Origin of the sequence: Mycolicibacter senuensis, assembly GCF_003284925.1 — a bacterium.
In the GTDB taxonomy this organism is placed as follows: Bacteria; Actinomycetota; Actinomycetes; order Mycobacteriales; family Mycobacteriaceae; genus Mycobacterium; species Mycobacterium algericum_A.
Map to the genome: position 1 here is coordinate 1 of NZ_QMEX01000116.1, position 11,223 is coordinate 11,223.

Annotated in this window: 11 protein-coding genes and 1 pseudogene; 3 read left to right on the forward strand and 9 right to left on the reverse strand. The window is 67.7% G+C overall.

Features of this window, described 5'->3' with window-relative positions; all coding sequences use genetic code 11:
• Nucleotides 1-97: 97 nt before the first annotated feature.
• Together DQP56_RS19015 and DQP56_RS19020 are read right to left on the reverse strand one after the other, a co-directional pair.
• Complete coding sequence (locus DQP56_RS19015) at nucleotides 98-859, reverse strand: hypothetical protein (RefSeq protein ID WP_205868921.1); 762 nt, start codon at nucleotides 857-859, stop codon at nucleotides 98-100.
• Nucleotides 860-989: 130 nt separating this feature from the next.
• On the reverse strand, nucleotides 990-1,613 hold the full coding sequence (locus DQP56_RS19020) for a carbonic anhydrase (RefSeq protein ID WP_112688096.1): 624 nt from the start codon (nucleotides 1,611-1,613) through the stop codon (nucleotides 990-992).
• A gap of 24 nt (nucleotides 1,614-1,637) precedes the next feature.
• Between DQP56_RS19020 and DQP56_RS19025 the strand changes: the two genes are divergently transcribed.
• The gene (locus DQP56_RS19025; RefSeq protein WP_112688098.1) at nucleotides 1,638-2,537 is read left to right on the forward strand and encodes an iron-sulfur binding domain-containing protein; all 900 of its coding nucleotides are present in this window, start codon (nucleotides 1,638-1,640) and stop codon (nucleotides 2,535-2,537) included.
• Here DQP56_RS19025 and DQP56_RS19030 read toward each other — a convergent pair.
• Complete coding sequence (locus tag DQP56_RS19030; protein WP_370492572.1) at nucleotides 2,504-3,265, reverse strand: alpha/beta fold hydrolase; 762 nt, start codon at nucleotides 3,263-3,265, stop codon at nucleotides 2,504-2,506. The two genes, DQP56_RS19025 and DQP56_RS19030, sit on opposite strands and share 34 nt — an antisense overlap.
• Before the next feature lie 24 nt (nucleotides 3,266-3,289).
• Here DQP56_RS19030 and mhuD point away from each other — a divergent pair, with 24 nt between their 5' ends.
• The gene (gene mhuD, locus DQP56_RS19035; RefSeq protein ID WP_083038977.1) at nucleotides 3,290-3,607 is read left to right on the forward strand and encodes a mycobilin-forming heme oxygenase MhuD; all 318 of its coding nucleotides are present in this window, start codon (nucleotides 3,290-3,292) and stop codon (nucleotides 3,605-3,607) included.
• Nucleotides 3,608-3,611: 4 nt separating this feature from the next.
• Complete coding sequence (locus tag DQP56_RS19040; RefSeq protein ID WP_112688082.1) at nucleotides 3,612-4,949, forward strand: serine hydrolase; 1,338 nt, start codon at nucleotides 3,612-3,614, stop codon at nucleotides 4,947-4,949.
• A gap of 91 nt (nucleotides 4,950-5,040) precedes the next feature.
• On the opposite strand, the gene clpC1 is transcribed toward DQP56_RS19040, so the two are convergent.
• The 6 genes and pseudogenes from clpC1 to DQP56_RS25365 form a co-directional block, all read right to left on the reverse strand.
• A complete protein-coding gene (gene clpC1 / locus DQP56_RS19045) occupies nucleotides 5,041-7,560 on the reverse strand; it encodes an ATP-dependent protease ATP-binding subunit ClpC (protein WP_112688085.1) in 2,520 nt (839 codons plus the stop codon).
• 251 nt (nucleotides 7,561-7,811) lie between these two features.
• Nucleotides 7,812-8,147: a histone-like nucleoid-structuring protein Lsr2 gene (gene lsr2 / locus DQP56_RS19050; protein WP_112688088.1), complete on the reverse strand. Its 336-nt coding sequence runs from the start codon at nucleotides 8,145-8,147 to the stop codon at nucleotides 7,812-7,814.
• A gap of 117 nt (nucleotides 8,148-8,264) precedes the next feature.
• On the reverse strand, nucleotides 8,265-9,800 hold the full coding sequence (lysS, locus tag DQP56_RS19055) for a lysine--tRNA ligase (protein WP_205868922.1): 1,536 nt from the start codon (nucleotides 9,798-9,800) through the stop codon (nucleotides 8,265-8,267).
• Between the two features lie 30 nt (nucleotides 9,801-9,830).
• Nucleotides 9,831-10,640 (reverse strand): type III pantothenate kinase, encoded by an 810-nt coding sequence (locus DQP56_RS19060; RefSeq protein WP_112688090.1) that lies wholly within the window; start codon nucleotides 10,638-10,640, stop codon nucleotides 9,831-9,833.
• Between the two features lie 2 nt (nucleotides 10,641-10,642).
• A complete protein-coding gene (gene panD / locus DQP56_RS19065) occupies nucleotides 10,643-11,059 on the reverse strand; it encodes an aspartate 1-decarboxylase (protein ID WP_112688092.1) in 417 nt (138 codons plus the stop codon).
• Nucleotides 11,059-11,223 (reverse strand): annotated as a pseudogene (locus tag DQP56_RS25365) (pantoate--beta-alanine ligase); the annotation flags it as partial. The pseudogene DQP56_RS25365 and the gene panD, both read right to left, overlap by 1 nt.

Here is an 11,223-nt window from a genome sequence, read left to right on the forward strand (position 1 = left end):
GTTGCGGCGCTTCACCACCTGGTCGACATCGCCGACCATGGCGCGGGGCGGCCGGCGCCGCCGCGGTTGCTTCGGTCCTGACGCCCGACCGGGCGATCTAGTTGCCCGGCGGCGCTTCCGGCATCGGAAGGTGGTCGATCGGCGGCGGCGGGGCGTCCGGCGCGGGCTCGGTCAGCATGAACGGCACCGTCGCGGACCGCAGATTGCCCAGTTGAACCACCAGGTTGTAGGTGCCCGGACCGATCGGCTGTCGCGGCAGCGGACATTGCGGCGCTGAGCCCATTCCGGTCCAGGTCACCGTGGTCGTCACCTGCTCGCCGGGATCGAAGGTCTTCACCAGGGTCTCGTTCGACGGCGCGCAGTCCAGGTTCGACCACAGCCGCTGGTTGTCCAGCGAGTAGACGTAGGCGGCCAACACCGCTGCCCCCACGTCCCGCTTGCACGCGACCAGGCCGATGTTGGTGACCACCATGGTGAACTGCGGCTGCTCACCCACCGTGTACTGCGGCCCGGTGATGCCCTTGACCGCCAGTGTCGAGTCGGGGCAGTCGTCGCCCTCCTTGAGCACCGGCGGCGGGATCACCGCCGCGGTCGGCGTCGGGACCGGCGGAGGAGCCTCCTCGGCGGGCGGCACGACGGGCGTCTTGGCCTCTTCGGCCGGCGCGCCCGGCGGCTTGGCTTGCTGCGTGGCGGTCGTCTTCTTCCCGTCGGCGTTCTCAGCTCCCGCGCTGCTGTCCACGACAGCGAAGATGATGGCCGCCACCACCGCGATCACCGCGACCGCGATGCCCAGCGCCAGTCCCCGGCGTCGCCAGTAGATCTGCGAAGGCAGCGGACCCTGCGGTTCTAAATCGATCACGTTCTCACGGTAGGACGAGCTCACTGCGAGTTGTCCGACCCTTCACGGCGTGTCGTTGCCGCATTGTGACCTAGCCCGAGTATTCGGGCCCCGCCGGTTGCCCGGCCGACCAAGATACCCCCGGGGAGAGCTACGACTCTTCGCCGATGTCGCCGAGGTGATTGCGGGTCTGCACCCGGCCGTCCGCCAGGTGATAGGTGGCGCCGACGATCGCCAGCCGCCCCGTCTCGATCTGGTCGGCGATGATCCTGGAACGCCCGGCCAACTGCGTCACCGTCTCGTTGACGTGGCGGGCTTCGAATTCGTCCACGCAGCTGAGGCCTTCCCGCCGGCCCACCAGGATCGACGGTGTCACCCGCTCGACGATGTCACGCAGGTAGCCGCCCGGCACGACACCGTCGTCGAGGGCCGTCAAGGTGGCCTTGACCGCCCCGCAGCTGTCGTGCCCCAGCACCACGATCAGCGGCACGTCGAGCACCTCTACCCCGAACTCGATCGAGCCCAGAACCGCGGAGTCGATGACGTGACCGGCGGTGCGGACCACGAACATGTCGCCGAGGCCCTGGTCGAAGATGATCTCGGCAGCCACCCGGCTGTCGCCGCAGCCGAACACCACCGCGGTCGGCGTCTGGCCGCCGGCCAGCGCCGAGCGCCGCGCGACGTCCTGGCTGGGATGGAGGGGTTCGCCGGCGACGAAGCGCTCGTTACCCTCCTTGAGTGCCTTCCATGCGGATATCGGGTTGGAGTGGGGCATTCCGACATTGTGCACGGCGGACCGATGACCGTCGACGCCGGTGACCTACTGAGCTGGTTTGATTCCGCCGAACGGGATCTGCCGTGGCGGGCGGCCGGGGTGTCGGCGTGGCAGATCCTGGTCAGCGAGTTCATGCTGCAGCAGACCCCGGTCGCGCGGGTGCTGCCGATCTGGACGGACTGGGTGGCGCGTTGGCCCACACCGTCGGCGACAGCCGCCGCCACCCCCGCGGACGTGTTGCGGGCCTGGGGAAAGCTGGGCTATCCGCGCCGCGCCAAGCGGCTGCACGAATGCGCGGTCACGATCGCCCGGGATTTTGCCGACGTGGTCCCCGACGACGTCGAGACCCTGGAGCAACTGCCCGGGATCGGCAGTTACACCGCACGGGCAGTGGCCTGTTTCGCCTATCGCAAACCGGTCCCGGTGGTGGACGGCAACGTACGCCGGGTGGTGGCCCGGGCCGTGCACGGACGTGCCGGTGCGGCGGGCCCGTCGGCGAAGCGCGACCGCGCCGATGTCGCCGCGCTGCTGCCCGATTCCGCTCGGGCAGCCCGGTTCTCAGCGGCCCTGATGGAACTCGGGGCGCTGGTGTGCACGGCCCGCAAACCGCTTTGCGACAGCTGTCCGCTACGCGAGCACTGCCGCTGGCGGCTGGCCGGCTCACCGTCAGCCCACGGCCCCAGGCGACCCGCCCAACGCTATGCCGGCACCGATCGGCAGGTGCGTGGGCGCTTGCTGGATGTGTTGAGGGACAACGAATTCTCGGTCACGCGCGCCGACCTCGACGTGGCGTGGCCGGCGGATGCGGTGCAGCGCGAGCGCGCACTGGCCTCACTGCTGGACGACGGCCTGGTGGAACAGCTTGCCGACGGCCGCTTTGCGCTGCCCGGTCACGACAGAAACGACTCGACGGCCTCGCGGTAGGCCTGCGGCGCCTCGTCGTGCACCAAATGACCGGCGTCCGGGACGTGCAGGTAGCTGCTCTGGCCGGCGAGGCGGTGCATTTCGCGCATCTGGCCGGCGGGTGTCACCGAGTTACCGGCCTCGATCAACAATGTCGCGCAGCGCACCTGCTGCCACTGGTCCCAGTAGTCGCGGGTGCCCCACTCGGCGGCGATCTGCACCCACCGCTCGGGCCGGCCGTGCAGCCGCCAGCCGGTCGCGGTGCGGTCGAAGGCCTCCAGGAAGTACCGCCCGGCGATGTCGCCGAACTCCTCGATCACCTGCTCGGCACGGGTGTATTCGACCGGCAAGGCATGAACCCAGGGCTCCCACGGGCCGGTGGTACGGCCCCGGAAGTCCGGCGCCATGTCCTCCACCACCAGCGCGGAGATCAGCTCGGGCCGACTGGCCGCCAGGCACCAGGCGTGCAACGCGCCCATCGAGTGGCCGACCAGGCGGACCGGACACGGCAGCTGTTCGACGGCGGCGGCCAGGTCGGCAACGAACCGTTCGGTGGCGATCGGGTACGGGTCGGCGACGTCGCGACCGCGATGCCACGGCGCGTCGTAGGTGTAGACCGCCCCCAGCCGGCTGAGCCAGGGCAGTTGCCGCGGCCAGGTGCTGCCGCGACCCATCAGGCCGTGGACCAACACCAGCGGTGCGCCGTGTCCGCCGCGATAGGTCAGCAGCTCGCTCGAGGCGGTGTCCACCCGGGGCACGGTAGCCTAGGCCACATGTCCGTGGTCAAGATCAATGCAATCGAGGTGCCCGCCGACGCCGGCCCGGAGCTGGAGAACCGGTTCGCCCACCGTGCGCATGCGGTGGAGAACCAGCCCGGTTTTCTCGGCTTCCAGCTGCTGCGGCCGGTCAAGGGGGAAGACCGCTACTTCGTGGTGACGCACTGGGAGTCCGACGAGGCCTTCCAGGCGTGGGCTCAGGGCCCCGCCGTCGAAGCACACGCCGGGCAGCGGGCCAAGCCGGTGGCGACCGGTGCGTCGTTGCTGGAGTTCGAGGTCGTGCTGGACGTGGCCGGAACCGCCTCCCAGGCCTAGCTCGGTGCAGCGCCGACTGGCGGCATGCACGACCGCCGTGGCCCTGGCGAGCCTGCTCGCCGCGTCGGCCACCGGCTGTGCCCCCTCGCCTGCCTCACCGGCCGACACCGGCGGGGCGGCGATCTCCACCAAGACCCCGCCGGGTCTGCGCGCCAAGCAGACCATGGACATGCTCAACTCCGACTGGCCGATCGGCCCGGTCGGGGTGGCCACCCTGGCCGCACCGGACAAGGTCGATCAGGTGGTCGCCACCATGGAGTCGCTGTGGTGGGACCGGCCGTTTCAGCTGGACAGCGTCGACATCAGCGCCGGCGCGGCCACCTTGCACCTGACCACCTCCTACGGTGCCCACCAAGACATCAGGATCCGCACCGACGACAACGGGATGGTGGACCTGTTCAAACCGACCACCGAGGCACCGACGATCCGCTCCTGGCGTGACCTCGACGCGGTGTTGAGCCGGACCGGCGCGCGCTACTCCTATCAGGCGTCGCGCATCGAGGACGGCACGTGCCGGCCGGTGGCCGGCACCAATGCCCGGCAGTCGCTGCCACTGGCGTCGATCTTCAAGCTGTATGTGCTGTTGGCGGTGGCCAACGAGGTAAGGGCCGGCCGGGTGTCCTGGGACGACCCGCTGACCATCACCGGTCGGGCCAAGGTGGTCGGCTCGTCGGGACTGGAGGAACTGCCCGAGGGCGCCCACGTGTCGGTGCGCAAGGCCGCCGAGAAGATGATCGCCACCAGCGACAACATGGCGACCGACCTGCTGATCGGCCATGTGGGAACCCATGCCGTCGAGCAGGCACTGGTCACCGCCGGCCACCACGACCCGGCCAGCATGACGCCGTTTCCCACCATGTACGAGTTGTTCTCGGTGGGCTGGGGAAAACCCGACCTGCGCGAGCAGTGGCAGCACGGCTCCCCGCAAGAGCGGGCAAAGCTACTGCAGCAGGCCAGCTCCCGACCGTACGAGCCGGATCCGATCCGCGCACATGTTCCGGCGTCGGCCTACGGCGCGGAGTGGTACGGCAGCGCAGAGGACATCTGCCGGGTGCACGTGGCGCTACAGGCCGGTGCGGTGGGCAAGGCCGCTCCGGTCCGCGAGATCCTGTCCGCGGTCCGCGGCATCGACCTGCCCCGCGCCGACTGGCCTTACATCGGCGCGAAAGCCGGCGGCCTGCCGGGCGACCTGACCTTCAGCTGGTACGCCGTCGACCGCGGCGGCCAACCGTGGGTTGTCAGCTTCCAGCTCAACTGGCCGCGTGATCACGGCAAGAGCGTCGGCAGCTGGATGCTGCAGGTGGCCAAGCAGGCGTTCGGACTGCTGCCGGCAGCGCGCTGAGCGGGCGAACAGTCGCGAAAGCCCCCAATTCCTAAAGGAAAAGGGGGCTTTCGCGTGGGGGCACCTCCCGCTTGCGGGGGATGCTCGGCGGCTATTCGGCCGGCGCACCTGCCTGAGCGAGGTCCGCCTCGGCCGGCTTCTGGCTGCCGACGAAGGTGAACACCGCGTCCTCCTGCGGGCCCTCGCCATCCCAGTTGTCGACGTCGACGGTCACCAGCTGGCCGGGGCCGAGCTCCTCGAACAGGATCTTCTCCGACAGCTGGTCCTCGATCTCGCGCTGGATGGTGCGCCGCAGCGGACGCGCCCCCAGCACCGGGTCGAAGCCACGCTTGGCCAGCAGCGACTTGGCCTTGTCGGACAGCGCGATGTCCATGTCCTTGGCCTTGAGCTGCTTGGCCACCCGGCCGATCATCAGATCCACCATCTGGATGATCTCTTCCTTGCTGAGCTGGTGGAAGACGATGATGTCGTCGATGCGGTTGAGGAACTCCGGGCGGAAGTGCTTCTTGAGCTCGTCGTTGACCTTGAGCTTCATCCGCTCGTAGTTGTTCTCCCCGCCGCCCTGGGTGAAGCCCAGTCCGACCGCCTTGGAGATGTCAGAGGTGCCCAGGTTGGAGGTGAAGATCAGCACGCAGTTCTTGAAGTCCACCGTGCGACCCTGCCCGTCGGTGAGCCGACCGTCCTCGAGGACCTGCAACAGCGAGTTGTAGATCTCCTGGTGCGCCTTCTCGATCTCGTCGAACAGCACCACCGAGAACGGCTTGCGCCGCACCTTCTCGGTCAGCTGGCCGCCCTCCTCGTAGCCGACGTAGCCCGGAGGGGCACCGAAGAGCCGCGACGCAGTGAAACGGTCGTGGAACTCGCCCATGTCGATCTGGATGAGCGCGTCGTCGTCGCCGAACAGGAACTCCGCCAGCGCCTTGGACAGCTCGGTCTTACCGACACCGGAGGGACCGGCGAAGATGAACGAGCCGGACGGCCGCTTGGGGTCTTTCAACCCGGCACGGGTACGACGGATCGCCTTCGAGACCGCGTTGACGGCATCCTTCTGCCCGATGATCCGCTTGTGCAGCTCGTCTTCCATCCGCAGCAAGCGGGTGGTCTCGGCCTCTGTCAGCTTGAACACCGGGATGCCGGTCCAGTTGCCCAGCACCTCGGCGATCTGCTCGTCATCGACCTCGGCCACGACGTCGAGATCGCCGGCACGCCACTGCTTCTCACGCTCTGCGCGCTGGGCGACCAGTTGCTTCTCGCGGTCGCGGAGGCTGGCGGCCTTCTCGAAGTCCTGCGCGTCGATCGCGGATTCCTTCTCCCGGCGCGCGTCGGCGATCTTCTCGTCGAACTCGCGCAGGTCCGGCGGCGCGGTCATCCGGCGGATCCGCATCCGCGCACCGGCCTCGTCGATCAGGTCGATGGCCTTGTCCGGCAGGAACCGGTCGTTGATGTAGCGGTCGGCCAGGGTGGCCGCGGCCACGATCGCCGAGTCGCTGATCGAGACCCGGTGGTGGGCCTCGTAGCGGTCCCGCAGGCCCTTGAGGATCTCGATGGTGTGCTCCACGGTGGGCTCACCGACCTGCACCGGCTGGAAGCGTCGCTCCAGCGCGGCGTCCTTCTCGATGTACTTGCGGTACTCGTCGAGGGTGGTGGCGCCGATCGTCTGCAGCTCGCCGCGAGCCAGCTTGGGCTTGAGGATCGAGGCCGCGTCGATCGCGCCCTCGGCCGCGCCGGCGCCCACCAGGGTGTGCAGCTCATCGATGAACAAGATGATGTCGCCGCGGGTGTTGATCTCCTTCAGGACCTTCTTCAACCGTTCCTCGAAGTCACCGCGGTAGCGGCTGCCGGCCACCAGCGAACCCAGGTCCAGGGTGTAGAGCTGCTTGTCCTTCAGGGTCTCGGGAACCTCGCCGGCCACGATGGCCTGCGCCAAGCCCTCCACCACGGCCGTCTTACCGACGCCGGGCTCACCGATCAACACCGGGTTGTTCTTGGTGCGCCGGCTCAGCACCTGCATGACCCGCTCGATTTCCTTCTCCCGGCCGATCACCGGGTCGAGCTTGCCCTCCATGGCCGCGGCGGTCAGGTTGCGGCCGAACTGGTCGAGCACCAGCGAGGTGGACGGCGAGCCGGACTCCCCGCCCCGGCCGCCGGTGCCGGCCTCGGCGGTCTCCTTGCCCTGGTAGCCACTCAGCAGCTGGATGACCTGCTGGCGCACTCGGGTCAGGTCGGCGCCCAACTTGACCAGCACCTGTGCCGCGACGCCCTCGCCCTCGCGGATCAGGCCGAGCAGGATGTGCTCGGTGCCGATGTAGTTGTGGCCGAGCTGCAACGCCTCACGCAGGCTCAGCTCGAGCACCTTCTTGGCGCGCGGAGTGAACGGGATGTGCCCGGACGGCGCCTGCTGGCCCTGGCCGATGATCTCCTCGACCTGGCTGCGCACCCCCTCCAGGGAGATGCCCAGCGACTCCAGCGACTTGGCGGCCACGCCCTCGCCCTCGTGGATCAGCCCCAGCAGGATGTGTTCGGTCCCGATGTAGTTGTGGTTGAGCATCCGCGCCTCTTCCTGCGCGAGCACGACAACCCTGCGGGCCCGGTCGGTAAATCTTTCGAACATCGGTGTTTACCTGCTCTCCCTCACCATCGGTACTTGGTCGGCCTCGGCTCGGCCGCGCGTACCTGCCGTCCACTGTAGTGGGCGGCCGAGCGCGCTGGGACCTGCCGTGCAATGCGTACCGATATCGACCACTTGCGGGTGGCAGACCCCGAAAGGCCTGGCACCTGATGCAAGGGAGTAACGCCGTGACCCCCGAATGCGTTCCGCCGGGTCACCGGGTTCGCCCGCAGCGAAACGCCGGTGCGTGCGGCTCAGGTGGCGGCGTGAAAGGCGTCGATGATGTCGGCCGGGATACGGCCGCGGGTCGACACGTTGTGGCCGTTGCGGCGAGCCCATTCGCGGATCGCGGCGCTTTGTTCACGGTCGATCGCGCCGCGGCGGGCGCCACCGGCCCGTCCCCGCCGCCGGCCGCCGACCCGACGGCCCGCGTCCGCCCACTTCTTCAAGTCGGCGCGCAGTTTCGTGGCATTCTTGGTTGAAAGGTCGATCTCATAGGTCACCCCGTCCAGCCCGAATTCGACTGTTTCGTCGGCGGCACCCTCACCATCGAAATCATCGATCAAGGTGACGGTCACTTTTTTCGCCATCGGTACCCCTAAGTTAGCTTTCCCGCGCGCAAACTGTGCGCAAAGCCGTATTCGACCTCGCGGACCAATGTGCCATAAAAATACGCCCGCTTCAACACAACAGCCGCCGTCAGGAGTTCAGTTGCCGTGGCGCCGAACAATCGGGAACAAAACGGTGTCCCTAATTGACAGGCCCGTCAAGACCATCAGCAGGCGGTCGATGCCCATTCCGGTGCCGGTACAGGGCGGCATCGCGTGTTCCATCGCCATCAGGAAGTCCTCATCCAGTGCCATCGCCTCGTCGTCGCCGGCCGCGGCGGCGCGCGCCTGGTCCTCGAAACGCGCGCGCTGCACCACCGGGTCGATGAGTTCGGAGTAGCCGGTGGCCAGTTCGACCCCGCGCATGTACAGATCCCACTTCTCGGTGACGCCGTCGATACTGCGGTGTTGCCGCGTCAGCGGAGTCGTCTCAACCGGGAAGTCCCGCACGAATGTGGGCGCACTCAGGGCATTACCCACGGCATGCTCCCACAATTCCTCGACCAGCTTGCCGTGCCCGTACCCGCGGTCGGTGGGAATCTCGACACCGAGCCGGTCGGCCACCGCCCACAGCCGATCCGCTGAGGTCGCCGGGGTGATCTCCTCGCCGATCGCCTGCGACAGCGACGGGTACATCTCCACGGTCGCCCATTCGCCGTCAATGTCGTAGATGCTGCCGTCGGGCAGTGGTAGTCGACGCGTCCCGATCACCTCGTCGGCGACCTCTTGAATAATCTCCCGCGTGGCCACGGCCGAGTCATCATAGGTGCCATAGGCCTGGTAGGTCTCCAGCATCGAGAATTCGGGTGAATGCGTAGAATCGGCGCCTTCGTTTCGGAACACCCGATTGAGTTCGAAGACCCGCTCGAAGCCACCTACAACACAGCGTTTCAGGAAAAGCTCAGGAGCGATTCGCAGGTACAGGTCGACATCGAGTGCGTTCGAATGCGTGACGAACGGCCGGGCCGCCGCCCCGCCGGCCAATGTCTGCAACATCGGCGTTTCGACTTCGAGGAATCCGCGACGTTCCAGTGCGTTGCGCAGCGCGCGAATGGCCGCGATTCGCTGGCGAGCCACGGTACGCGCCTCCGGCCGGACGATCAGGTCGACGTAGCGCTGCCGTACCCGCGACTCCTCGCTCATCTCCTTATGCGCGACCGGCAGCGGCCGCAGCGATTTCGACGCCATCTGCCACGAGTCGGCCAACACCGACAGCTCGCCGCGACGGGAGCTGATCACCTCGCCGTGCACGAAAACGATGTCGCCCAGGTCGACATCGGCCTTCCATGACTCCAACAGCTGTTCGCCGACGCTGGCCAGGCTGATCATCACCTGCAACTGGGTACCGTCGCCCTCCTGCAGGGTGGCGAAACACAGCTTTCCGGAGTTGCGTGCGAAGACCACCCGACCTGCCACGCCGACGATGTCGCCGGTTTCGGTGTCGGCGGCGAGGTCGGGGTAGCCGGCCCGGATCTGGGCGAGCGTGTGGGTGCGATCCACCGCCACCGGATAGGGGTCGCGGCCCTGGGCCAGCAACCGCGCCCGCTTGTCACGGCGAATCCGGAACTGCTCGGGAAGGTCGGGGTCCTCGGGGTGCGACAGCTCTGGGCTGTCGGGGGTATCGGCAGAGCTCACGACGTGCCAGCTTAGTCAACCGGCGAACGATCAGCGCGCCGGCCGCAGCCTGCCCCGCTGACTGTCCCGGTTGCGCTCGAACACCAAGCGCAAACCGTCCAGGGTGAGATTGGCGTCGTAGTGGTCGACCGTCTCCAGGTCCGCGAGCAACAGCGGGGCGGTGTGCCCGGTGGCCACCACGGTGGTGTCGGCCAAGCCCGGCGTATCGTCGCGGACCCGGCGAACCAGCCCGTCGACCAGCCCGGCGAAGCCGAACACGGCGCCGGCCTGCATACATTCGACGGTGTTCTTGCCGATCACCGAGCGCGGCCGGGTCAGCTCGACCCGACGCAACCCCGCAGAGCGGGCCGCAGCGGCATCCGAGGAGATCTGAACACCGGGGGCTATCGCGCCGCCCAGGAATTCGCCCTTGGCCGACACCACGTCGACGCAGATCGACGAACCGAAGTCGACGACGATCGCCGCCTTGTTGAACTTGTGAAAAGCAGCAAGACAGTTGACGATCCGGTCAGCGCCGACTTCCTTGGGGTTGTCGACCAGCAGCGGGATCCCGGTACGCACGCCCGGTTCGATCAGCACCGACGGCACCGAGGGCCAGTACTGATCGAGCATCACTCGCACTTCGTGCAGCACCGACGGCACGGTGGACAGCGCGGCAGCGCCGGTGAGCTGTTCACCGTCGTCGCCGATCAGTCCGTCCAGGGTCAACGCCAGCTCGTCGGCGGTGATCTCCGCCTCGGTGCGGATTCGCCACTGCTGCACAACGTTTCCGTGCTCACCCGACCCGGCGATCAGGCCGATGACGGTGTGGGTGTTACGGACGTCGATAGCCAGCAGCACGACTACCCCACGCTTCTGGGCGAAAGCAGGTCGGCTACGTCATCCGGCACGAATGCCGGGTCGGTGCCGAGGTCGACCTGCTTGTTGTCGGAGTCGACGAACACGATCCGGGGCTGGTAGCGGCGCGCCTCGGCGTCGTCCATCGTGCCGTAGGCGATCAGGATCACCAGGTCACCGGGATGCACCAGATGTGCTGCGGCACCGTTGATTCCGATGACACCGGTGCCGCGCTTGCCGGTGATGGCGTAGGTGACCAGCCGATTGCCATTGTCGATGTCGACGATCGTCACCTGCTCACCCTCGAGCAGGTCGGCGGCATCCATCAGATCGGCGTCGATAGTCACCGATCCGACATAGTGCAGGTCGGCGTGGGTGACCGTGGCACGGTGGATCTTCGACTTGAGCATCGTCCGAAACATCAATTCCTCCGGGTTGATATGGCATATCCATCCGAACCGACCGACGTTTCGTCGGTGGGAAATCCGAGCGTTATGGCGGCGTTGTCGATCAATCGGGTCGACCCGAGCCGGGCGGCGATCAACAGCCGCGCCTGCCCTTCGGCCGGCGCCGGACCGAGGTCGAC

Coding starts and splice junctions, on each gene's coding strand:
- clpC1 (WP_112688085.1), bottom strand. CDS start 7,560: ATGTTCGAAAGATTTACCGACCGGGCCCGCAGGGTTGTCGTGCTCGCG.
- lsr2 (WP_112688088.1), bottom strand. CDS start 8,147: ATGGCGAAAAAAGTGACCGTCACCTTGATCGATGATTTCGATGGTGAG.
- DQP56_RS19020 (WP_112688096.1), bottom strand. CDS start 1,613: ATGCCCCACTCCAACCCGATATCCGCATGGAAGGCACTCAAGGAGGGT.
- mhuD (WP_083038977.1), top strand. CDS start 3,290: ATGTCCGTGGTCAAGATCAATGCAATCGAGGTGCCCGCCGACGCCGGC.
- DQP56_RS19025 (WP_112688098.1), top strand. CDS start 1,638: ATGACCGTCGACGCCGGTGACCTACTGAGCTGGTTTGATTCCGCCGAA.
- panD (WP_112688092.1), bottom strand. CDS start 11,059: ATGTTTCGGACGATGCTCAAGTCGAAGATCCACCGTGCCACGGTCACC.